24 protein-coding genes are annotated in these 22733 nt (G+C 67.3%); 20 read left to right on the top strand and 4 right to left on the bottom strand.

Going from position 1 to position 22733, the window contains the following annotated elements:
* The first annotated feature begins 87 nt into the window (after positions 1 to 87).
* Complete coding sequence (locus tag ASF54_RS01600; RefSeq protein ID WP_084815866.1) at positions 88 to 2409, top strand: RelA/SpoT family protein; 2322 nt, start codon at positions 88 to 90, stop codon at positions 2407 to 2409.
* Positions 2410 to 2560: 151 nt separating this feature from the next.
* Here the strand turns inward: ASF54_RS01600 and ASF54_RS01595 are convergent, their stop codons facing one another.
* The 3 genes from ASF54_RS01595 to ASF54_RS01585 form a co-directional block, all read right to left on the bottom strand.
* Entirely contained in the window at positions 2561 to 3142 is a 582-nt protein-coding gene (locus ASF54_RS01595) for a hypothetical protein (RefSeq protein ID WP_055957993.1), read from the bottom strand.
* A 289-nt stretch (positions 3143 to 3431) separates the two neighbouring features.
* The gene (locus ASF54_RS01590) at positions 3432 to 4661 is read right to left on the bottom strand and encodes a DUF349 domain-containing protein (protein ID WP_055957990.1); all 1230 of its coding nucleotides are present in this window, start codon (positions 4659 to 4661) and stop codon (positions 3432 to 3434) included.
* Positions 4662 to 4767: 106 nt separating this feature from the next.
* The gene (locus tag ASF54_RS01585; protein ID WP_055957987.1) at positions 4768 to 5547 is read right to left on the bottom strand and encodes a peptidylprolyl isomerase; all 780 of its coding nucleotides are present in this window, start codon (positions 5545 to 5547) and stop codon (positions 4768 to 4770) included.
* Between the two features lie 123 nt (positions 5548 to 5670).
* On the opposite strand from ASF54_RS01585, the gene ASF54_RS01580 reads away from it, so the two are divergent.
* From ASF54_RS01580 to ASF54_RS01535, 10 genes are all read left to right on the top strand, one after another.
* Entirely contained in the window at positions 5671 to 7125 is a 1455-nt protein-coding gene (locus tag ASF54_RS01580; protein WP_055957985.1) for a replication-associated recombination protein A, read from the top strand.
* A 205-nt stretch (positions 7126 to 7330) separates the two neighbouring features.
* On the top strand, positions 7331 to 7960 hold the full coding sequence (rpsD, locus tag ASF54_RS01575) for a 30S ribosomal protein S4 (RefSeq protein WP_055957982.1): 630 nt from the start codon (positions 7331 to 7333) through the stop codon (positions 7958 to 7960).
* Positions 7961 to 8096: 136 nt separating this feature from the next.
* Complete coding sequence (locus ASF54_RS01570) at positions 8097 to 8279, top strand: hypothetical protein (RefSeq protein ID WP_055957979.1); 183 nt, start codon at positions 8097 to 8099, stop codon at positions 8277 to 8279.
* 61 nt (positions 8280 to 8340) lie between these two features.
* Positions 8341 to 11001, top strand: a complete 2661-nt coding sequence (alaS, locus tag ASF54_RS01565) for an alanine--tRNA ligase (RefSeq protein ID WP_055957976.1) — start codon at positions 8341 to 8343, stop codon at positions 10999 to 11001.
* 2 nt (positions 11002 to 11003) lie between these two features.
* Positions 11004 to 11519: a Holliday junction resolvase RuvX gene (gene ruvX, locus ASF54_RS01560; RefSeq protein WP_055957973.1), complete on the top strand. Its 516-nt coding sequence runs from the start codon at positions 11004 to 11006 to the stop codon at positions 11517 to 11519.
* Between the two features lie 3 nt (positions 11520 to 11522).
* A complete protein-coding gene (gene mltG, locus ASF54_RS01555) occupies positions 11523 to 12950 on the top strand; it encodes an endolytic transglycosylase MltG (protein ID WP_055957970.1) in 1428 nt (475 codons plus the stop codon).
* 51 nt (positions 12951 to 13001) lie between these two features.
* On the top strand, positions 13002 to 14219 hold the full coding sequence (aroC, locus tag ASF54_RS01550; protein WP_055957967.1) for a chorismate synthase: 1218 nt from the start codon (positions 13002 to 13004) through the stop codon (positions 14217 to 14219).
* Positions 14219 to 14734 (top strand): shikimate kinase, encoded by a 516-nt coding sequence (locus ASF54_RS01545; protein ID WP_055957963.1) that lies wholly within the window; start codon positions 14219 to 14221, stop codon positions 14732 to 14734. The genes aroC and ASF54_RS01545 overlap by 1 nt, the downstream gene beginning before the upstream one ends.
* The gene (gene aroB / locus ASF54_RS01540) at positions 14731 to 15858 is read left to right on the top strand and encodes a 3-dehydroquinate synthase (protein WP_055957960.1); all 1128 of its coding nucleotides are present in this window, start codon (positions 14731 to 14733) and stop codon (positions 15856 to 15858) included. Before ASF54_RS01545 ends, aroB begins: the two co-directional genes overlap by 4 nt.
* Positions 15855 to 16421, top strand: a complete 567-nt coding sequence (locus tag ASF54_RS01535) for a type II 3-dehydroquinate dehydratase (RefSeq protein WP_055957957.1) — start codon at positions 15855 to 15857, stop codon at positions 16419 to 16421. Before aroB ends, ASF54_RS01535 begins: the two co-directional genes overlap by 4 nt.
* Positions 16422 to 16449: 28 nt before the next feature.
* On the opposite strand, the gene ASF54_RS01530 is transcribed toward ASF54_RS01535, so the two are convergent.
* Entirely contained in the window at positions 16450 to 16956 is a 507-nt protein-coding gene (locus ASF54_RS01530; protein WP_055957954.1) for a hypothetical protein, read from the bottom strand.
* Between the two features lie 53 nt (positions 16957 to 17009).
* On the opposite strand from ASF54_RS01530, the gene ASF54_RS01525 reads away from it, so the two are divergent.
* From ASF54_RS01525 to ASF54_RS01485, 9 genes are all read left to right on the top strand, one after another.
* Positions 17010 to 17816: a dienelactone hydrolase family protein gene (locus ASF54_RS01525; RefSeq protein WP_055957950.1), complete on the top strand. Its 807-nt coding sequence runs from the start codon at positions 17010 to 17012 to the stop codon at positions 17814 to 17816.
* A 140-nt stretch (positions 17817 to 17956) separates the two neighbouring features.
* The gene (gene efp, locus ASF54_RS01520; protein ID WP_055957947.1) at positions 17957 to 18520 is read left to right on the top strand and encodes an elongation factor P; all 564 of its coding nucleotides are present in this window, start codon (positions 17957 to 17959) and stop codon (positions 18518 to 18520) included.
* 14 nt (positions 18521 to 18534) lie between these two features.
* On the top strand, positions 18535 to 18951 hold the full coding sequence (nusB, locus tag ASF54_RS01515; RefSeq protein WP_055957945.1) for a transcription antitermination factor NusB: 417 nt from the start codon (positions 18535 to 18537) through the stop codon (positions 18949 to 18951).
* 135 nt (positions 18952 to 19086) lie between these two features.
* Positions 19087 to 19527, top strand: coding sequence for a MarR family winged helix-turn-helix transcriptional regulator (locus ASF54_RS01510; protein ID WP_055961835.1), 441 nt, complete (start codon positions 19087 to 19089; stop codon positions 19525 to 19527).
* A 43-nt stretch (positions 19528 to 19570) separates the two neighbouring features.
* Positions 19571 to 20014, top strand: a complete 444-nt coding sequence (locus tag ASF54_RS01505) for an OsmC family peroxiredoxin (RefSeq protein ID WP_055957942.1) — start codon at positions 19571 to 19573, stop codon at positions 20012 to 20014.
* A gap of 186 nt (positions 20015 to 20200) precedes the next feature.
* Positions 20201 to 20542 (top strand): immunity protein Imm33 domain-containing protein, encoded by a 342-nt coding sequence (locus tag ASF54_RS01500; protein WP_055957939.1) that lies wholly within the window; start codon positions 20201 to 20203, stop codon positions 20540 to 20542.
* Complete coding sequence (locus tag ASF54_RS01495; RefSeq protein ID WP_055957936.1) at positions 20539 to 21108, top strand: suppressor of fused domain protein; 570 nt, start codon at positions 20539 to 20541, stop codon at positions 21106 to 21108. Before ASF54_RS01500 ends, ASF54_RS01495 begins: the two co-directional genes overlap by 4 nt.
* A 108-nt stretch (positions 21109 to 21216) precedes the next feature.
* Positions 21217 to 21783, top strand: a complete 567-nt coding sequence (gene pyrR, locus ASF54_RS01490; protein WP_055957933.1) for a bifunctional pyr operon transcriptional regulator/uracil phosphoribosyltransferase PyrR — start codon at positions 21217 to 21219, stop codon at positions 21781 to 21783.
* Positions 21780 to 22730 carry an aspartate carbamoyltransferase catalytic subunit gene (locus ASF54_RS01485; protein ID WP_055957930.1) on the top strand — a complete coding sequence of 317 codons (951 nt, stop codon included), beginning with the start codon at positions 21780 to 21782 and terminating at the stop codon, positions 22728 to 22730. The genes pyrR and ASF54_RS01485 overlap by 4 nt, the downstream gene beginning before the upstream one ends.
* Positions 22731 to 22733: the final 3 nt, after the last annotated feature.

The raw sequence follows: 22733 nt of genomic DNA, 5'->3' as shown, positions 1-22733 counted from the left end.
CGGTAGTCGGGCGAGAGCTTTCGTGACCGGGTCCGCTAGCTGAACAGATGCACTGCTGAACATATGCACTGACGAGAGTGGGCGCTGATGACGACAGAGATCTCTACGACCGAGTCTCCCGCGCCCGGCGATCCGGGCCGCCCGGGTTCAGCGCCGCAGGGTGGTGGAGCCTCCACGGCCTCACTGCGCACTCTGCTGCCCCGCCTCTTCTCGCGGAGTCAGCCGGCGGGTGCCGTCGACCGGCTCATCAAGACGGTCCGCATGCATCACCCCAAGGCCGACCTCTCGATCATCGAACACGCCTACACGGTTGCCGAGCGCGCCCACACCGGTCAGTTCCGCAAGAGCGGTGAGCCGTACATCACCCACCCGGTGGCAGTCGCTCAGATTCTGGCCGACCTCGGCATCGGTGCGAAGACGATCGCGGCGGCCCTGCTGCACGACACCGTCGAAGACACCGATTACACGCTCGACATGCTGCGTCGCGACTTCGGTGACGAGATCACCATGCTCGTCGATGGCGTCACCAAGCTCGACAAGCTCAAGTACGGCGACAGCGCTCAGGCCGAGACCGTCCGCAAGATGGTCGTCGCGATGTCGAAGGACATCCGCGTGCTCGTCATCAAACTCGCCGACCGCCTTCACAACGCGCGCACCTGGGGTTTCGTCGAATCCTCGTCGGCCAGCCGCAAGGCGACCGAGACGCTCGAGATCTACGCTCCGTTGGCCCACCGCCTCGGAATCCAGACGATCAAGTGGGAGCTCGAAGACCTCAGCTTCGCGGTGCTCCACCCCAAGCTCTACGTCGAGATCGACAGTCTGGTCAAGCAGCGGACCCCGCAGCGCGAGCAGTTCGTTCAGAACGTCATCAACGCGGTCAAGAGCGACCTCAAGTCGTCGAAGATCCGCGGCGACGTCGTCGGCCGACCGAAGCAGTACTACTCGATCTACCAGAAGATGATCGTGCGCGGTCGCGAGTTCGACGAGATCTACGACCTCGTCGGCATCCGCGTGCTGGTGAACTCGCTCCGCGACTGTTACGCGGTACTCGGCTCGATCCACGCGCGCTGGAACCCGATCCCCGGTCGCTTCAAGGACTACATCGCGACCCCGAAGTTCAACCTGTACCAGTCGCTGCACACGACCGTGATCGGGCCCAAGGGCCGTCCGGTCGAGATCCAAATCCGCACCCACGAGATGCACCAGCGTGCCGAGTTCGGTGTGGCCGCGCACTGGAAGTACAAGCAGCGGATGAACGGCGGCCGCGACAACCTGAGCGACCCCAAGACCGAGACCGACATGGCGTGGCTTGCCCACATCTCCGACTGGCAGGCCGAGACCGCCGACCCGGGGGAGTTCCTTGACAGCCTCCGCTTCGAGATCGGGGCGAAAGAGGTCTACGTCTTCACGCCGCAGGGCAAGGTCATCGGCCTGCCCTCGGGGGCGACGCCCGTCGACTTCGCCTACGCCGTGCACACCGAGGTCGGGCACCGCACGATGGGGGCCAAGGTCAACGGCCGCCTGGTGCCCCTCGAGTCGACCCTCACGTCTGGCGACGTGGTCGAGGTCTTCACTTCGAAGAACCCCGACTCGGGCCCCTCCCAAGACTGGCTCGCCTTCGTCAAGAGCCCGCGCGCCCGCAACAAGATCAAGCAGTGGTTCACGAAAGAGCGCCGCGACGAGGCGGTCGAGCAGGGCAAAGACGCCATCGCGCGAGCCATGCGCAAGCAGAACCTCCCGCTCCAGAAGCTCATGAGCCAAGACTCGATCGCCGAGGTCGCGGCGACGATGCGCTACGACGACATCACGGCTCTGTACGCCGCTGTCGGCGAAGGGCACATCTCGACGCAGTCGGTGATCGAGAAGATCCTGTCCGCCGTGCAGACGCAGACCGACGACGACACCGATCTCGACCTCGAGTTCCCGTCGAAGGGTCGTCAGCGACCCCTGCGCAACAGCGACTCGGGCGTGCTCGTGCGCGGCGCACCCGACATTCTCGTCAAGCTCGCCAAGTGCTGCACCCCGGTGCCCGGGGACCAGATCGTGGGCTTCATCACCCGTGGTCAGGGCGTCAGCGTCCACCAGGCCTCCTGCCACAACGTGCAGAGCCTGATGAACGAGCCCGAGCGAATGATCGAAGTCTCGTGGGCGCCCTCCTCCAAGAGCGTGTTCCTCGTGCAGATCCAGATCGAGGCGCTCGATCGGTCGGGCCTCCTCTCCGACGTCACGCGGGTGCTCTCGGAGCATCACGTGAACATCCTGTCGGCGACGGTCTCGACCTCGTCCGAGCGTCTGGCCCTCAGCCGGTTCGTGTTCGAGATGGGCGACACCACCCACCTCGACCGGGTGCTGAATGCGGTTCGACGCATCGATGCGGTCTACGACGTCTACCGCGTCAGCGGGGGTTGAGCGAGCGGGGTGTCGCGGATCCTGGGGCTCGTCGGCTCCTAGGCTCGTTGGGTCTTGGGCTCCTGAACTAAGGACTCGCGCTCCTCGACGAAGGAGTAGCAGGCCTCTGATGCACGTCAGTCAGGAGCCTCGGGCCTCGACACTTCTTTGTTCAGGATCCGCGCCCGACCGTTCCTGAATTCAGGCACAGCCGCGGCCCGCCGTCAGGCACAGTCGCGGCCCGGCGTGAGGCCCAGCCCGCCGAGCCGAGCCGATCCTCCGCTCGCCGCCGGTACGGCAGATGCGTCGATCGCGAGAGCACGGCGCGGATGTCGTTTGCGGTCAGGTGGTGCTCTTCAGCGAGCCGACGGGCCGCAAGCGCCACCCGGGCGTCCCACACGTCGGCGCGCGCGAGGTCGACGAGCGTGCGAGCCGGCGTGGTCACCCGGATCGGCCCGAAGTCGACGATCTCGTCAGCGAAGTCGCGCACCCTATGCCCGTGCGTCAAGACCTCCACCTCCCACGGCGCTTCGGCAATCGCGCCCCAGACCCAGGCCGCAGTCAGGCGCACGGCCACCGCCGCGGGAGTCACTCGCGGTGCGAGCGCCAGCGCCCGCCGCCACGGAACATCGAATTCGGCAATCGAGCAGAACGCCCGATCGAGGGGAAACACGTCTCCGTCGAGGGCGGCGGCCTGTAACTCGACGGAGGGGAGCTCTGCGGTGGTGAGAACGGACGGAAGCGAGGTGGTCATGGCTCCAGCCTCGGCGAACGAGACGACGAGGATCCGCGGCAGCCCCGATCTGTGGAGAGCCGCTGGCCGTCCCGGCGCGGTGGAGGCCCGACCCACGCGCCCGCCGAGTCGCGCACGACGGCCCGAGCGGCACCGACCCTTCAAGGCGGCATAGCCCCCTGAAGACGGCACAGACACGCCTAGCCGGCACAGACCCGCGTCCTAGGACACGGGTCTGAGCCGACAACGAGGGTCTGAGCCGACAACGAGGGTCTGAGCCGATTAGCAGGGCCCGAGACGATGGCGAGGTCTAGCCGAGCGCGTCCAACCAGACGCGACGGGCGTCGAGCGCCTCCTGAGCGTCTTTGATAGCACGCTTGTCGCCTGAGGCCTGTGCCGCCTCGAGCTCGGTCTCGAGCTTCGCGATGGCACTCTGCAGCTGGCCAGCGAGACCCTCGGAGCGAGCCTTGCGCTCCGGATTGTTCTTCTGCCAGAACTCTTCGTCGAGGGTGCGAACGTGCGTCTCGATCTTGCGGAGGCGGTCTTCGACGGGACGGACCTGCTCGCGCGGAACCCGACCGATGTCGTCGAAGCGCTGCTGCAGAGAGATCAGGGCGTCGCGAGCCGCAACCCGGTCGGTGAGCGCGAGGATCGCCTGGCCCTCGTCGAGCAGGGCGTTCTTCGCCTCGAGGTTGGCGCTGTACTCTTCTTCGTCTTGCGCGACGAGGGCGGTCTTCGCCCCGTAGAGCACGTCGCCCGCAGCTTTGAATCGGGCCCAGAGAGCGTCGTCGTACTTCTTGCCAGCGCGGCCGGCGCGCTTCCAGTCGTCGAGCAGCTGGCGGTAGGTGGGAATGCCGTCGGCACCCTTCGGCGCCAGTTCTTCGGCTCGCTCCACCAGAGCCTGCTTGCGGCTTCGGGCGTCACGGTGCACCGAGTCGAGCTCGGCGTAGAAGGCTTTACGGTGCGTGTCGATCGTCGAGCGGGCCGCGCGGAAGCGCTTCCACAGGTCGTTGCCCTCGCCCTTGGGAATGCGCGGGCCGTCTTGCTGGTGCTTCTGCCAGCGCGAGAAGATGTCGTCGACGGAGGCGGTGACCTGTTTCCACTGGACCCGCGCGGGATCCTGAGCCGCCAATGCCTCGGCTTCGACGACGAGAGCCGTGCGGTACGCGACGGCCTCCGCCTGAGCGGCCTGCGCTTCAGCGCTCTGCTGCTGGGTCAGTTCGACGACCGTCGTGTCGAGAGCGGCGACTCGAGTGCGCAGGGCATCGATGTCGCCGACTGCACTGGGCTCGGCCAAGGCCTCTTTGAGGTGGCCGACCGCTTTCGAGACGTCGGAGGCGCTGGCACCCCGCTTGACGCGCTGCTCGAGGAGCGTCACCTGACCGGCGAGCTCGGTGAACTTGCGTTCGTAGTAGGCGAGTGCCTCTTCGGGGGTCGCGTCGGGGTACTGGCCGACGGCGCGTTCGCCATCGGCCTGTCGGACGTAGACCGTCCCGTCGTCATCGACTCGGCCCCAGGGCGCCTGATCGTTCGTAGCCACAATTCCACCTTGCTGCGTGTCTCGTCGGTGAGGTCCATCAGCCTCTCGCGATGGATGTTCAGCCTATTGCACAGACGCGAAGCCTGGGCGGAGCCTTGGAATGAAGCTACTTGATGGTGGCGGCGGTGATCGTCGTCGCGACCTTGGGCGCGCCGTCCGTCGGGCTATTCGCCGAATCTGCGGGGGTCAGGCCCTTATCGGTGATGTTCTTCTCCATCGACGACAGGCCGGAGGTCACTTTGCCGACCACCGTGTACCCGCCGGTCGTCCCGTTGAGGGTCGTGGGGCCGTAGACGATGAAGAACTGCGTGGCCTGGGAGTCGGCCGTCGAGGCCCGCGCCATGGCGATGACGCCGGTCTTATACACGGAGTCGGCGGGCACGTTCTCGAGAGGGCCGAACTGGTAGCCGTCGTCGCCCGTGCCATCGGCCTTGGTCGCACCGCACTGGAGGAACTTGGCGCCGCTGCCGTTGCTCATCCGCCAGCAGTGCGTGCCCTCGTAGAAGTTCTTCTTGATCAGGGTCACGAGCACGCTGGTCGCCTGAGGCGCCTTCGCGCCGTCGAGTTCGATGCCCAGCGTCACGTTCGAGTTGAGCTTCAGCGAGCCCGTCCAGGTGCGGTCTTCGGCGATGCTCTTCGACGGCACGGCGGAGGCGGCAGACGCCGAAGCGGACGGCGACGAAGCTGCCGTCGATGCGGGGGAGAACCCACCCCGGGAGTAGACGATCTGCGCGCCCGTTCCGAGAGCGCCCACGAGCACGACGGCGATGATCGCCGCAACGTTGTCACGGAACCGACGCTTGGTCTGCACCCCGTAGACCTGCTGACGGGCGGTGTAGCGCCTCAGCCGCTCACGGGCTTCACGGTCGTTCTTGCTCGGTGCCACGGATCCTCCAGAATGAGCTGGCGCCCCCGGAGGAGCGTGAAGCAGGTTCAGCCTGAACTGTAACGGAGGAGCGGCTCCGACCACGGCAGGCGGTGTCGGGGGTCCGGTCTAGCATGAGTTCTCATGAGCCCGCTTTCGCGCGTGCGGCAGAGTTCCACCCCTCTGGCCGTCCGCATGCGCCCCACCAGCCTCGACGAGGTCGCCGGCCAGAAGCACCTGCTGCGACCGGGTTCGCCGCTGGTGCAGCTGGCGTCCGACACCTCCGGCGAGTCGGGTGCCGTCTCGGTCATCCTGTGGGGTCCGCCCGGCACGGGTAAGACGACTCTCGCGCAGGCGGTCGCCCACAGCTCGGGCCGACAGTTCGTCGAGCTCTCGGCCGTCACCGCGGGTGTCAAAGACGTCCGCCAGGTGATGGAGAAGGCGCTCACCAACCGCGATCTCTACGGCACGACGACCGTCCTGTTCCTCGACGAGATCCACCGCTTCACCAAGGCGCAGCAAGACGCTCTGCTTCCCGGGGTCGAGAACGGCTGGATCATCCTCATCGCCGCGACGACCGAGAATCCCTCGTTCTCCGTCATCACACCGCTCCTCTCCCGGTCGCTTCTCCTCACCCTCGAGCAGCTGAGCGACGACGACCTCGCCGAGCTGGTGCGACGCGCCGTCCGCGACCCCAGGGGCCTCGACGACAGCGTCACTCTCGACGACGACGCCCTCGCGATGATCGTGCGTCTCGCCTCGGGCGATGCCCGCCGTGCGCTGACGGCCCTCGAGGCGTCGGCGCAGTCCGCCTGGGCCATGGCCGACGTCGAGGCCGCTTCGGGCTCGGTCGACGACCTCGACGAAGACGACGACGAGGAGGCCGAGGAGGCCGACGACGGAGACGACGACAAGGATCCAGCCCGGCCCCGCGACGACACCGACCCGCAGTCCGGCTCGGCCCCGCTCATCACCTCCGAGCTCGTCGCGCAGTCTGTTGATCGGGCCCTGCTCCGATACGACCGCAACGGCGACGAGCACTACGACGTCATCTCGGCCTTCATCAAGTCGGTGCGGGGGAGCGACGTCGACGCCGCACTCCACTATCTGGCCAGGATGATCGAGGCCGGGGAGGATCCTCGGTTCATCGCCCGGCGCATCATCGTCTCGGCCTCGGAAGACATCGGGATGGCCGACCCGCAGGCCCTCCTCATCGCGATGGCCGCGGCCGATGCGGTGCAGATGATCGGCATGCCCGAGGGCCGCATCCCGTTGGCTGAGGCCGTGGTCTACCTCGCGACCGCTCCCAAATCCAACCGCTCCTACCTCGGCATCGATCAGGCCATCGCCGACGTGCGAGCCGGCAAAGCCGGCCGCGTGCCGAAGCACCTGCGCGACGCGCACTACCCGGGCGCCAAACGGCTCGGCCACGGCAAGGGCTACAAGTACGCCCACGACTCCGAGTTCGGCGTCGTCGAGCAGCAGTACCTCCCCGACGAGCTGGTGGGGCGCAGCTACTACGACCCCACGAGCAACGGCAACGAGCGAGACGTGACGGCCAGGCTCGAGAAGCTGCGGAGAATCACGCGGGGGCACTAATGCTCCCACTCGTCCCTCTCTCCATGTAAGCTTGAACGGTTGCCTGTATTCAGGGCGTCGAAGCGCGGCTGCGGAAGACGTCCTGATCAAGGTGAGACGACCTGTAGCCGGTCGACCACCGCGGCGATCACCCCTCTTGTTACGAACGCCGGCGCTCGCGCGCTTGACGCTCATTTCATTTCCATTTTCGACAAGGAAGGGAACCGTGTCCACTAAGTCACGTACCCGCAGCAAGACCCGTCTGTCGCGTGCCCTCGGCATCGCGCTGACCCCGAAGGCCGCCCGCTACCTCGAGAAGCGTCCTTACGCTCCCGGTGAGCACGGCCGCACCAAGCGCAAGACCGACAGCGACTACGCCGTCCGTCTCCGCGAGAAGCAGCGTCTGCGTGCCCAGTACGGCATCCGCGAAGCTCAGCTCAAGATCGTCTTCGAAGAGGCCCGCAAGGCCAAGGGCCTGACCGGTGAGAACCTCGTCGAGCTCCTCGAGACGCGTCTCGACGCGCTGATCCTGCGTGCCGGCTTCGCCCGCACCACGGCTCAGGCTCGCCAGATGATCGTTCACCGTCACATCCTCGTCGACGGCAAGCTCGTCGACCGTCCCTCGTTCCGCGTCAAGCCGGGCCAGATGATGCACGTCAAGCCGAAGTCGGAGTCGATGGAGCCTTTCCAGGTCGCCGCCGCCGGTGGTCACGTGGACGTCCTCCCCAAGCTTCCCGCGTACCTCGAGGTCGAGATCGACAAGCTGCAGGCGAAGCTCGTTCGTCGCCCGAAGCGCGTCGAGGTCCCCGTGACCTGTGAAGTCCAGCTGGTCGTCGAGTACTACGCCGCCCGCTAGACCCTTTCTTCACCCGGCTTCTCCTCCTCCACAGGGAGAGCCTCTCCACAGACAGGGAGCAGCCCGCCTCGCGCGGTCTGCTCCCTTTCTGCATCTCGGTAGGATTGACGGCAGTCCATTCGAAGGAGCTCCAACCGTGAAATCCCTGTTCTTCCTGCTCGTCGGCACCGCCCTGGGCTTCGTCGTGGCTCACAAGGTCAACCAGACACCGGCCGGTCGGGAGTTCTTCACGGGTCTCGACAGCCGCCTGTCGCGTTTCTCCACGGCCGTGGCCGATGGCTATCGCAGCCGCGAGGCCGAACTGCGCGATCGCGACTGATCCGTCGCGCCTCGTATCCGACGCACCAGCGACTCCGACACACCAGATCTGAGAGACCACCATGCAGACCGCTGAAATCCGCAACCGCTGGCTGAAGTACTTCGGCGACCGTGGGCACACCGTCGTGCCGTCCGCCTCGCTCGTAAGCGACGACCCCAGCCTGCTCTTCGTCGTGGCCGGCATGGTGCCCTTCATCCCGTATCTCTCCGGGCTGGTGCCGGCGCCGTACCCGCGGGCGACGAGCGTGCAGAAGGTCATCCGCACCAACGACATCGAAGAGGTCGGCAAGACGCCGCGCCACGGCACCTTCTTCCAGATGAACGGCAACTTCTCGTTCGGCGACTACTTCAAAGAGCAGGCGATCACCTACGCGTGGGAGCTGCTGACGACCCCGGAGGCCGATGGCGGGCTCGGGTTCGACCAGAAAGACCTGTGGGTCACCGTCTACAAAGACGACGACGAGGCCATCGCCCTCTGGAAGTCGATCGCGGGCCTCCCCGACGAGAAGATCCAGCGTCTCGACAAAGACACCAACTACTGGCACACCGGCCAGCCGGGCCCTGCCGGCCCCTGCTCCGAGATCTTCTTCGACCGCGGCCCCGCTTACGGCATCGACGGCGGCCCCGCCACCGACGACGACCGCTACGTCGAGATCTGGAACCTCGTGTTCATGCAGTACCAGATCGACAACGTGCGCTCGAAGGTCGACTTCGACATCGTGCGAGAGCTGCCCAACAAAAACATCGACACCGGCATGGGTCTCGAACGAGTCGCCTTCCTCAAGCAGGGGGTCGACAACATGTACGAGATCGACCAGGTGCGCCCCGTGCTCGACCGTGCCGCCGAGCTCTCCGGTCGGGCCTACGGCGCCGACCACGACGACGACGTGCGCATGCGCGTCATCGCCGACCACGTCCGCTCCGCGCTGATGCTCATGAGCGATGGCGTGACCCCGTCGAACGAGGGCCGCGGCTACATCCTGCGCCGCCTCCTCCGACGGAGCGTGCGCTCGATGCGCCTGCTCGGTGTCGAAGGCGCGACCTTCCCCGAACTCTTCGCCGCCTCGCGCGACGCGATGAAGGCCGCCTACCCCGAGGTCGAGACCGACTACAGCCGCATCTCGCGCCTCGCCTTCGCCGAGGAGGAGACCTTCCTCCGCACCCTGGCCTCCGGCACCGCGATTCTCGACGAGGCGGTCGACCAGACCGTCGCCGCCAGCAAGAAGGAGCTCAAGGGCGACACCGCCTTCCTTCTCCACGACACGTTCGGGTTCCCGATCGACCTCACCCTCGAAATCGCCGAAGAGGCCGGCCTCACCGTCGACCGCACCGCGTTCGACACCCTGATGCAGGAGCAGCGCTCCCGCGCCAAGGCCGACGCGAAGTCGCGCAAGACGGCCCTCGCCGACCTCAGCGTCTACTCGGCCTTTCGAGCCCAGGGCGAGACGGTCTTCACCGGCTACGACTTCCTCAACACCGAGTCGCGCATCCTGGGCCTGATCGTCGGGGGCGAGTCGGTCGATCGAGCCGTGGCCGGCGACATCGCCGAGGTCATCCTCGCCGAGACCTCGCTCTACGCCGAGTCGGGTGGCCAGGAGGCCGATGCGGGCAGCATCGTCGGCAACGGGTTCGACCTCGAGGTGCTCGACGTGCAGAAGCCCGTCAAGGGCCTCATCAGCCACCGCGTGCAGGTGCGATCCGGTGAGGTCGGTGTCGGCGACGCCGCCACCAGCGTGGTCGACCCCACGTACCGTCGCGGAGCAACGCAGGCGCACTCGGCGACGCACCTCATCCACGCCGCCCTGCGGCAGGTGCTCGGCCCCGAGGCGCACCAGGCCGGCTCGTACAACAAGTCGGGCTACATGCGCCTCGACTTCAACTGGTCGAACCCCCTGTCGGCGGGCACCCGCAGCGAGATCGAAGACATCGCCAACTCCAAGATCCGCGACGACCTCGAGGTCACGACTCGCATCCTCCCGCTCGACGAAGCGCGCGCGGCCGGAGCCATGGCCCTGTTCGGCGAGAAGTACGGCGAGGAGGTGCGCATGGTCGACATCGGCGGCCCCTGGTCGCGCGAGCTCTGCGCCGGCACCCACGTATCGCACTCGTCGCAAATCGGTCTGATCAACCTCGTCGGTGAGTCATCGATCGGATCGACCAACCGCCGCGTCGAGTCGCTCGTCGGCGTCGACGCCTTCCGCGACTTCGCCACCGAGCGTTCGCTCGTCAACCAGCTGACCTCCTCGCTCAAGACGCCGCGCGAGCAGCTTCCCGATCGCATCGCCGACCTCGCCGGTCAGTTGAAGGCGGCCGAGAAACGGATCGCCGAGTTCGAAGCGGCGGCCCTGCAGACGCGCGTTCCCGCACTCGTCGAGAAGGCTTCGGCCGTGGGCGAATTGCGCGTCGTCTCAGAACACGTCGGTCAGGTGAAGTCGGCCGACGAACTGCGGAGTCTGGCGACGAACGTTCGCGAGCGTCTCGGATCCTCGGTTCCCGCCGTCGTGGCACTCGCGGCCGACGTGTCGGGCAAGCCAGCGGTCATCGTGGCGACCAACGCCCCGGCGCGCGACGCCGGCGCCAAGGCCGGCCTCCTGGCCCGCACCGCCGCCGGCATCCTCGGTGGTGGCGGAGGCGGTAAAGACGACCTCGCTCAGGGCGGAGGCTCCGATGTGTCGGCGATCCCGGCCGCACTCACCGCCATCGTCGAAGCGCTCAGGTCCTGATCATCGATACGGGGTTCCGCCGCGGGGCGCGGATCGGCGTCGATGTGGGCAAAGCCCGCATCGGCGTCGCGCGCACCGATCCCGACGGTCTGATCGCCACGCCGATCGAGACGGTCACGCGCTCGGGCAGCCCGAAAGACACCGGTGCTGCCGGCGACGACGTGAAGACAATTCTGGCGCACGCCACCGAGCTCGACGCGATCGAGATCGTGGTGGGCCTGCCCTTGTCGCTGTCGGGCGGCGACACCCCGTCGACGTCGGACGCGCGCGAGTTCGCGGAGCGTCTGGCGCGGGGCGCGGATCCTCGGCCAGTCCGTCTCGTCGACGAGCGGCTCTCGACGGTGACCGCATCGTCGGCCCTCCGCGCCTCCGGTCGGTCGTCGAAAAAGCAGCGGTCCGTGATCGATCAGGTGGCCGCCGTTATAATCGTCCAGCACGCCATCGACCTGGAACGATCGAGCGGACGTCCACCGGGCTCCCTTGTTCCCGTGACGACGAATCCCGACGAGAAACGGTAGAACGTGGCAGACGAACCCTCCTGGGACGACATCTTTGCCGGCACCCCCTCCGAAAAGCGCACGACGACGACGTCGCAGCGATCGGGAGAGACGGCCGACGAGCCGGAGCAGGGCGGCCAGCCCCTGCAGGGCGGCGCGGCGCAGAGCGGACAGGTTTCGCAGAGCGGACAGACCCCTCCTGTGACGCCCACGGTGGCCGATCCCGGCCCGTCGCGGCGCGACCTCCGAGCTCGGCGCGAAGAAGAGGAGCGTCGACGCGGACGCGCGGCTCCCCGCAAGACCGAGCGCCCGAAGCGAGCACCGCAGGCGTCAGCGGAGGCTGCGGCACCCCCACCGACGGCGCCGGTCGAGCGTCGACGATCTCGCTGGCGAAAGCCGGGCACCTGGATCCTGATCGCCGTTCTCCTTATCGTCGTCGGCGGAGGTGGAGCCGTCATCTCGACCCTTTACAAGCAGTACGCCCCCGGCATCCAGTCGCTGTTCGGCGGCGAGCCCGACGACGACTACGCCGGGTCAGGCAACGGCACCAAGGTCGAGTTCACGATCGTCTCGGGTGATATCGGCGAGACCATCGCGTCGAAGCTCGCGAAGGCCGGTGTGACCAAGACGTCGGCCGCGACCTACAGCCTGCTGCTGGCGAACAAAGAGATCTCGTTCCAGCCCGGTACCTACTCGATGTTCGAGCACATGAGCGCGCAGTCGGCCATCGACCGTCTCCAGTCGACGTCGGCCCGGATCACCACCAAGATCGTGATCCCCGAGGGCACGACCCTCAAGGGCATCATCAGTCTGACGGCCAGCGCGACGAAGATCCCGATTGCCAAGGTGAAGAAGGCCGCGGCCGACTACAAGTCGTTCGATCTGCCGTCGAATGCGACGAGTCTCGAGGGCTACCTGTTCCCCGCGACGTACGAGCTCGAACCGAACAAGACCGCTCACGCCTACCTGCAAGACATGGTCGACGAGATGAAGAAGCGCCTCACCGCCGCGGGGGTGCCCGAATCGAAGTGGGAGCGCACGGTCATCTTCGCGTCGCTCATTCAGAAGGAGGCCGGTCTCGCGGCCGACTACCCGAAGGTCGCGCGGGTGTTCCAGAACCGGATCGACGACGGAATGCTGCTGCAGTCCGACGCGACCGTGGCGTACGGCGCGGGCACGACCGACCGGGTCACGACGACCGACGCCGAGCGTGCGGACGCGAGCAACAAATACAACACCTACGTACACAAGGGCCTGCCCGTCGGGCCGATCTCGAACCCCGGTGAGATCGCCATCGAGGCCGCCGTCAAGCCGGCGACCGGCACGTGGGTCTACTTCGTGACCGTCGACCTCGACAGCGGCGAGACCGTCTTCTCGACCACCTATGCCGAGCACCAGAAGGCCGTGACGCAGTTCCAGTCGTGGCTGCGGGCCCACCCCGAGTACCAGTAGGCCGGGGGAACCTCGCGACGGGGCAACCGTCGCGTGTGGAACAATCGACACATGCTTCGATGGTTGACCGCGGGTGAGTCTCATGGCCCCGAACTGATTGCCGTTCTCGAAGGAATCCCGGCCGGTGTGCCGGTGTTCCTCGAAGACATCCAGAGCGACCTTGCGCGCCGCAAGCTCGGCTACGGCCGGGGCTCGCGCATGAAGTTCGAGCAAGACGAGCTGCACATCTCGGGTGGTGTCATCCACGGGCGCACGATCGGCAGTCCCATCGCGCTGCGCGTCGGCAACACCGAATGGCCGAAATGGGAAGAGGTCATGAACCCCCAGCCGGTCGAGGTGAGCGAGGCATCCCGCGGTCGCAGCGCCCCACTAACCAGGCCCCGACCCGGTCACGCCGACCTGGTCGGCATGCAGAAGTACGGCTTCGACTCCGCTCGCCCCATCCTGGAGCGTGCCAGTGCCCGCGAGACCGCGGCCCGGGTCGCCCTCGGTGCTGTCGCGAAGTCGTTCCTGGCCGAGCTCGGCATCGAGCTCGTCAGCCACACTCTCTCGATCGGACCCGTCCGCGTGCCCGAGGGTCGGCCCCTGCCCACGCTCGACGACCTCGAGGCGCTCGACGGCGATCCGCTGCGCTGCTTCGATCCCGAGACGTCGGCCCTGATGGTCGCGGAGGTCGACGACGCGAAGAAGGCCGGCGACACTCTCGGCGGTGTCGTCGAGGTGCTCGCCTACAACCTCCCGCCCGGCCTCGGTTCGCACGTGCAGTGGGATCGCCGTCTCGACTCGCAGCTCGCCGCAGCCCTCATGGGAATCCAGGCGATCAAGGGCGTCGAAGTCGGTGACGGCTTCTTGACCACCACCCGCCGCGGATCCGAGGCGCACGACGAACTGCGTCAGACGAGTCGTGGCATCTCTCGCGACACCGATCGTGCCGGTGGTACCGAGGGCGGCATGTCGACCGGCACTGTGCTTCGCGTCCGTGCCGGCATGAAGCCGATCGCGACCGTGCCGCACGCTCTCGCGACCGTCGACGTCGCCACCGGCGAGACGGCCAGCGCCCACCACCAGCGCTCCGACGTCTGCGCGGTTCCGGCCTCCGGCGTCGTCGCCGAGGCGATGGTCGCTCTCGTCCTCGCCAACTCCGTGCTCGAGAAGTTCGGTGGCGACTCCATCGACGAGACGAGCCGCAACATGACCAACTACCTGGCGGCCATTCCCGAGCTCCTCACGACGACGACCGAGAGCGGCGCCCCCGCGACCCAGTTCTGATGTCGGAAGAGCGTCACCGCCCGGTCGTGCTGATCGGCCCGATGGGGGCCGGCAAGACCAGCGTCGGCCGCCGGGTCGCCAAACGCCTCGGTCGTGCTTTCGTCGACACCGACAAAGAGATCGTCAAGGAGCACGGCCCGATTCCCGCCCTGTTCGAGTCGCTCGGCGAACCCGGGTTCCGCGAACTGGAGCGCGATGCGGTCACCTCTGCCCTCGCGGGCACCGTCGTGGTGTCGCTGGGTGGTGGGGCGGTTCTCGACGAGGGCACCCGCGTCCGACTCCGTGACGAGCGGGTCGTTCTCCTGACGGTCACTCCCGAGGCAGTCGAATCCCGAATCCGAGGATCCGACCGTCCCCTCCTTCACCAGGGCGGCATTGCGGCGTGGATGCGCATCGCTGCCGAGCGCGCCCCCATCTATGCCTCGCTCGCCGACCTCACCCTCGATACCTCGAACAGACCCCTCTCGCATGTCGTGGACGACATCGTGGCGTGGGTCGAAACGGAGCCCTCATGACCGACGCACCAGAGACCGATCAGACCGCCGAGACGTCGACGGCGGGTACGCCGGCGACCGTCATCTCCGTCTCCGGCGCCTCGCCCTACGACGTGCGAATCGGTCGCGGCGTCGTCGCGGAGGTTCCCGACCTCCTCGGCCCGCAGACCAAAAAGATCCTCATCGTGCACGCCCCGCCGCTCGGCGCCCGGGCCACGGCCCTCCGCGAGTCGCTGCTGGCCCGCGGTTTCGAGGCGCTCATCGCCGAGATCCCCGACGCCGAGGCCGGCAAGCGCGTCGAGGTGGCATCCTTCTGCTGGCAGATCCTCGGCCAGGCCGACTTCGCCCGGACCGATGCCGTCATCGGCCTCGGCGGCGGAGCGACGACCGATCTCGCCGGATTCGTCGCGGCCACCTGGCTCCGCGGTGTCCAGCTCGTACAGATCCCGACCACGGTGCTCGGCATGGTCGACGCGTCGATCGGCGGCAAGACCGGCATCAACACCGCCGAGGGCAAGAACCTCGTCGGCTCGTTCTACGCCCCGGCCGGCGTGCTCGTCGACCTCGATCTGCTCGACGGCCTTGCGCGCAACGACGTCCTCGCCGGTTTCGCCGAAATCGTCAAGGCGGGATTCATCGCCGAGCCGGAGATCCTCGACATCGTCGAGGCCGACGTCGACCGCGTCGTCGACCCGTCGACCCCGGAGTTCCGGCGCGTCGTCGAACTCGCGATCGGTCTCAAGGCGCGCGTCGTCGGCGAAGACTTCACCGAGGCCGGGCTCCGCGAGATCCTCAACTACGGGCACACGCTCGGCCACGCCATCGAGCACGCCGAGCGCTACCAGTGGCGGCACGGAGCCGCTGTCTCGGTCGGCATGGTGTTCGCCGCCGAGCTGTCGCGGCTGGCGGGGCGCCTATCGGATGAGGTCGTGGATCGGCACCGCCGGATCCTCGTGTCTCTCGGTCTGCCGATCAGCTACCCGACCGGCCGCTGGAACACCCTGCTCGCAACGATGCAGCGCGACAAAAAGACCCGGGCCGGAATGCTGCGCTTCATCGTGCTCGACGACACGGCCCGGCCGACAGTGCTCGAGGCGCCCGACTCCAGTCTGCTGTTCGCGGCCTACCAGGAGATCGGGTCGTGACGACCGCCCTTCACGCAACAGTGCTCGTCGTCACTGCACCCGAGGTCGGCGGGCCCGACTCGCGGTATCCGTCGGCGCACTCGGTGTCGTCGGGGACTGCGGCGGGCCTCCTGGTCGCGTTGGAATCCGTCGATCCGTCGATCATCGTCGTGGCTCGGCAGACCGACGACGAGGCCGAACTGATCTCGTGGCTTCACGAGGCTGCCGACCGGGGCTGGGGTGTCGTGATCGACCCCGCCGCGTTCACGAGTTACTCGTACGGGTTGCGCGACGCGGCCGCGCTGGTCGTCGAGGCCGGATTGCCGGTGATCGAGGCGCATCTCACGAACCCGGTATCACAGGGGGAGTCGCGGCAGTCGAGCGTCATCTCCGCCGTATCGACCGGCATCATCGCCGGGTTCGGCCTCGACTCGTACCGGTTCGCGGTCGCCGCCGCGGGGGCGCGCGTCGCCGACCGGAGGGACGTCGCCAGCCGGCAGGACGCCGTCAAGCACGAGGACGACGCCAACCAGCAGCACGTCGCCGAGCAGCAGCAGGGCACGCTGGAGCAGGCGCACCGCTAGAGCCTCGGCGGAGGCTTCCGAGGTGACGCTACGACGGCCCCGAAGTGCGACCGCGAGGGTCGGCGCCTTCGGCGAGACTTCGGAACATTCGCGAGAAGTACGCCGCCACGAGCGCGGCCTGACCGAGCACCCAGGTGCCGACGGCCGGGAGCACGAGTTCACCCGTCGGCGTTCCCGCGGCGGTACGCACTCCGAGCAGCGTCGTCGCCACCACTGCTGCGAGCACCAGGACGACGGCGAGGATCCGCAGTACGTATCTCGAACCCGACCTCGACGGCTTTCGCAACCGACCCCGAAGGATGATCGCGTAGAGAGCCACGAACAGCAGCATCGAGGCGAGCGCCGTGACGACGTTGACGAGATCGCCGAGGAGCCTCAGCACGGTGAATCCGCCGAGAACCACGGCAAACAGGAGGGCCTCAGTGGCCCACAGGCCGATGGTGAACCCGGGGGAGTCGTCGTTGGTCGGCCCGTACGAGACGAGGTCGGGGTTCGGGCGACGGTTCAACGGGACGTAGGGCTCGTCGTCGCTCACGACCTGTGGACTCCCATGACGACACCGTACCCATCCGGCTTACGATGAGCCGCATGACGCCTTCCGCTCCCGTGTCCACACTCGACGGCTGGGCCGTTGCGCCCTTCACCGGGGGCGGGCTGACCTACGACTGCTATGAGAAGGGCTCCGGCCCGGGCGTCGTGCTGATCCCCGAGGTGCCGGGCATCACGCCCGAGGTGCTGGGGCTCGCCGACCACCTCGTCAACGAGGGCTTCACCGTCGTCGTGCCCTCGCCTTTCGGCGAGCCGGGCCGTGCGCCGACCATGGGCTACGTCCTGGGCGTGGTCGCTCGTCTCTGCGTCGCCGCAGAATTTAGGGCTTTCGCAGTCGGTGCGCATCGGCCGATCACCGACTACCTGCGAGCAGTGGCCGCCGACCTCGCGGCGCGCACGCCCGGCACCGGGGTGGGCGTGATCGGCATGTGCTTCACCGGCGGCTTCGCTCTCGCGGCGGCTGTCGACGACTCCGTCTCGGCGTCCGTGCTGAGCCAGCCCTCCGTTCCGTTTCCTCTCGGAAAGGCGCGGGCCAAGGATCCAGGCCTCTCGCCTGCCGAATTCGACCGCGTGGCCGCCCGGGCCTCTGCCGGCGAGGTCTGCGCGCTCGGCCTGCGTTTCTCGGGTGACCGCGCCGCTCAGGCCGCGCGCTTCGCGACCCTGAAAAACCGCATGGGCGACGCGTTCGAGATGATCGAACTCGACTCCTCGCCCGGCAACGAGGGCGGCTTCTCGAAAAACGCGCACTCGGTGATCACGAGCGAGGTGCGCGAGCGGCCGGGCAACCCGGCGCTGGCGGCTCGCGAGCGCATGGTGGCGTTCCTCCGGGAGCGGCTCACCCCCTAATTGCTCGCCGAGCGCTCGCTCCCGTGTCCGGGATCCGAGCGTCGGCTACACTTGTCGATGGCCGAATCCGGCCGACGTGCCGCATCCCTCGGGGTGCCGTGCACCAGCCACTTTTCTCTCATCTTCAAAGGATTCCTCGCATGGCGACTACCAACGACATCAAGAACGGCGCCGTTCTCAACCTCGACGGCCAGCTCTGGAACGTCATCGAGTTCCAGCACGTCAAGCCCGGCAAGGGCGGGGCGTTCGTCCGCACCAAGATGAAGAACGTGATGAGCGGCAAGGTCGTCGACAAGACGTTCAACGCCGGCACCAAGATCGACTTCGCCAATGTCGACCGCCGCGAATACACCTACCTGTACGCCGAGGCCGACGGTTACGTGTTCATGGACACCACCGACTACGACCAGATCAACGTGCCCGCCACGATCGTCGGCGACTCGAAGAACTTCATGCTCGAAAACCAGAACGTGCAGATGGCGTTGCACGACGGCGACCCGCTGTACATCGAGCTTCCCGCGTCGGTCGTTCTCGAGGTCACCTACACCGAGCCCGGTCTCCAGGGCGACCGCTCGACCGGCGGCACCAAGCCCGCCACCGTCGAGACCGGCTACGAGATCCAGGTGCCGCTGTTCCTCGAGACCGGCACCAAGGTCAAGGTCGACACGCGCGACGGCAGCTACCTCGGCCGCGTCAACGACTAGGTCGCGCCTCCACAATGAGTGCTCGCACCAAAGCGCGTAAGCGCGCCCTCGACGTGCTCTACGTCGCCGACATCCGCCAGATCTCGATCGACGACGCACTCGTCGCCGAGACGCAGCGTGCGCTCGACACCCCCGAGCGCAACTCGAGCTGGGGCTACGCGCGCGATATCGTTCAGGGCGTCATCGAGAATCGCCCCGAGATCGACGAGCTGATCGAAACGTATTCCCAGGGCTGGACTCTGGCCCGGATGCCCACGATCGATCGGGCCATCCTGCGCATCGGCATCTGGGAGCTCACGCACAACGACGACATCCCCGACGCCGTGGCGATCTCGGAGGCCGTCGAGCTCGCGCAGAGCCTGTCGACCGACGATTCGGGCAGCTTCGTCAACGGACTGCTGGGCCGGATCGCGACCACGACCGCGTCCTAGCGGGGCCTCTCACGCCGAGTGCCGCCGAATGCTCTCCGCCCAGCCCGGGCGAGAGCATCTGGCGGCACTCGGCGTTTTGCCGGGACGATTAGTTGTGCACGACACTATTGCGCGCAATGTGCTATTGTGATCGTCATGCCCACCGCACCGACGCCCCTGCTCGACGAGCAGATCTGCTTTGCGCTCTACAGCGCGTCGCGGGCGCTGACGGCGCGGTACCGCGATCTGCTCGAGCCTCTCGGCGTCACCTACCCCCAGTACCTCGTGTTGCTCGTGCTATGGGAAGAGGGGCCCGTCACCGTCGGCTACCTCGGCGACCGACTCAACCTCGACTCCGGCACGCTGTCGCCCCTGCTCCGTCGCCTCGAGACCTCCGGCCACGTCACTCGCACCCGCACGCCGGGCGACGAGCGTGTCGTCGAGGTGTCACTCACCGCGAGTGGCAGCGAGCTGCGGGGCGCGACCGCCTCGATCCAAGACGGTATCTGCCAGGCGACCGGGTTGGATCCTGAGGCCCTTCGCTCCCTGCAGCAGCAGATCGCCACGGTCGCAGCCCACGTCCGCCAGGCCGCCTGACTTCTCCGACTCCGCATTCCCACCCCTCAAGAAAAGAGACATCATGCCCACTCGCACCTCTCGCACCGCCTGGAACGGAAGCCTCGAAGAAGGATCCGGCCAGGTCGAACTCAGCTCGTCGAAGATCGGCACCTACGACGTGTCGTTCCCGAAGCGTGCGGCTGACGACGCCAACGGAGCCACCAGCCCCGAAGAGCTCATCGCCGCCGCTCACTCGTCGTGCTACGCCATGCAGTTCTCGGCGATCCTCGGTGCCGCCGGCGGCACCGTCGAGGCTCTCGACGTCAAGGCCGACGTCACCCTCGGCCCGGACAAGGCAGACGGCGGCTTCAAGCTGACCGGCATCCACCTCACCGTGCGCGGCGAGGTCTCGGGCGTCGACGCCGACGGTTTCGCCAAGGCCGCCGCCGAGGCGAAGGCGACCTGCCCCGTCTCGAAGGCGCTGACCGGAGTCGAGATCACGCTCGACGCCCAGCTCGAGAACTAGGAGCGGCGCCCCGCGCGCACGCTCGTTTGCGGCGGCGACGGTGGTCTTCGGACCGCCGTCGCCGCCGCTTTGCTGTGTGCAGCACCGAACCCGCCGCTTTCGGAATCGGCGACGCGCGCCTAGGTTGGAGCTAGGGGAAGGTGCCGTACCGCACCGCAGCTGTCGCCCGAATGGAGAAGTACCTCCGTGACCACTGAATTCATCAGGCATGCGGGCGATTCGCTCGCATCGACTCGCATCCTCGATGGCTCGAGCCCGCTCGGCTGGGCCTTCCGCGAGGCACCGGTCGCGCCCGAAGACAACGGCTGGAGATTCCTGTCGCAAGACGACAACGAGACCTTCATCAACACGCCCGGCAACATCAGGGTCGCCGACTTCAATGCAGTCGCGGAAATCGAGCCCGCCGTCATCGCCATCTACGGGTTTCCGGTCGGCACCGATCTCACCTTCGTCATCGAGCCCAGCGGGGCCCGGAAGTTCGTCGACAACACGACGCGCGAAGAGGTCGCGCTGCCGTACCTCCCGTGACCGACCTCCGCACGATCGCGAGAACGGCCGCCGGAATCTTCGGCGGTACACCCCGGGTCGTGAAGTTCTCCGACGAGTCTGAAGCGCACTCGGTCGAGATCCTGAGCTGCACACCGTCACCCCGACCCGGACTCATCTCGTACTCCACGATCGGCATGAGCGCGTTCGACAACGACACGGTGATCGGCCCGCGGCAGCTTCGAGTCGAAGTCGTCGGCATCGCTGCCGACTCGACGACCGCGTTCTCGGGCGGTCTGTCTACGTGTGCGTTCAATCTGGCCCACGACCGCTTCCAGATCCAGCCGAAGCGCGTCTTCCCGCGGGTCTTCGAAGGTTACGGGCAAGACGTCACGACGCCGCACGCGCTCATCTGGTACCCGTTCGGATGGGCGGGCGACTTCGAACCCCTCGTCGGCGACGAGACCCACATCGAGTGGCTGATGGCGATACCGATCACCGACGCCGAATTCACGTTTTTCGGAGCGAACGACGCGGACGCCCTGATCGACGTCTTCGAGGCGAACGATATCGACCTCTACGACCTCATGCGCGCGTCCGCGGTCTGACCGGCGCGTTCGAGAGCACGGGCCGGCCCGCCGAGACCGCTAGGCTTGGACACGTTCTTACGACCCACCTTTAAGAGCCGTCCAGAGAGACGGAGAAGGGAGGTCCGATTGAGCACACGCACCGTGCTGAGTCAGGCTGACATCACCCGTGCGCTCACGCGCATCGCCCACGAGATCCTCGAAGGCAACCGTGGCGCTGACGATCTCGTCGTGATGGGTATTCCCACTCGCGGCGTCGTTCTCGCCGATCGCATCGGCGAGGTCCTCCAGTCGATCAGCGGCCAGGCCGTTCCCGTTGGGGCCATCGACGCGACGCTCTACCGCGACGACCTCCGCCGGCAGCCAACCCGTGCGCCCAGGCCGACGACCGTGCCAAGCGGCGGTATTGACGGCAAGACCGTCGTGCTCGTCGACGACGTGCTCTATTCCGGCCGCACGATCCGAGCAGCCCTCGACGCGCTGAGCGCCATAGGCCGTCCCAAAGCCGTCCGGCTCGCGGTCCTGGTCGACCGCGGTCACCGTGAGCTGCCGATCCGCGCCGACTACGTGGGCAAGAACCTCCCGACCTCGACAGCCGAGCGCATCTTCGTCCGGCTCGAACCGGTCGACGCCCTCGACGAAGTGGCGATCGCCGACGAGCGAACCGACGCTCACAGCGAAGGGGGAGCGTCGTGAAGCACCTCCTGAGCACTGCCGACCTGTCGCGCGACGAGGCCATCCAGATCCTCGATATCTCCGAAGACATGGCGGCCGTCTCGACCCACGAGGTGCGCAAGCTGCCGACGTTGCGCGGCATCACGGTCGTCAACCTCTTCTTCGAAGACTCCACCCGCACGCGTATCTCGTTCGAGGCTGCGGCCAAGCGCCTCAGCGCCGACGTGATCAACTTCTCGGCCAAGGGGTCGAGCGTCTCGAAGGGCGAGTCGCTCAAAGACACCGCACAGACGCTTGCCGCGATGGGCGCCGACGGTATCGTGATCCGGCACCCGGCATCGGGCGCACCCCGCGTGCTGGCCACCAGTGGCTGGGTCGATGCCGGCGTGGTGAATGCTGGCGACGGCACCCACGAGCACCCGACACAGGCCCTGCTCGATGCGTTCACGATGCGCCGCCGGATCCTCGGCGATTCCGGTCGCGGACGCGACCTCGACGGCGTCAAGGTCATGATCGTTGGCGACGTGCTGCACTCCCGCGTAGCCCGATCGAACGCCTGGCTGCTGAAGACCCTCGGCGCCCACGTCACCTTCGTGGCCCCGCCGACGCTGCTGCCGAACGGCGTCGCCGCCTTCGACGCCGACGTCTTCTACGACTTCGACGAGGCGCTGGCACGAGTCAAGCCCGACGTCGTGATGATGCTGCGCATCCAGCAGGAGCGCATGAACGACGCGTTCTTCCCCAACGGCCGGGAGTACGCCCGCTCCTGGGGCCTGAGCGCAGCACGCCTTCACGGGCTGCCCGAGCACACCCTCGTCATGCACCCCGGGCCGATGAACCGCGGGCTCGAGATCAGCGACGAGGCGGCCGACTCGCCCCGATCGACCGTGCTCGAACAGGTCACGAACGGTGTCTCCGTCCGCATGGCCGTGCTGTATCTGACACTCGCCGCCGGCGTCACGAACTGAGAA

Origin of the sequence: Frondihabitans sp. Leaf304, assembly GCF_001423105.1 — a bacterium.
Taxonomy (GTDB): domain Bacteria; phylum Actinomycetota; class Actinomycetes; order Actinomycetales; family Microbacteriaceae; genus Frondihabitans.
Note: the sequence above shows the minus strand (reverse complement) of the source record. Positions and strands in the feature narration are given on the sequence as shown.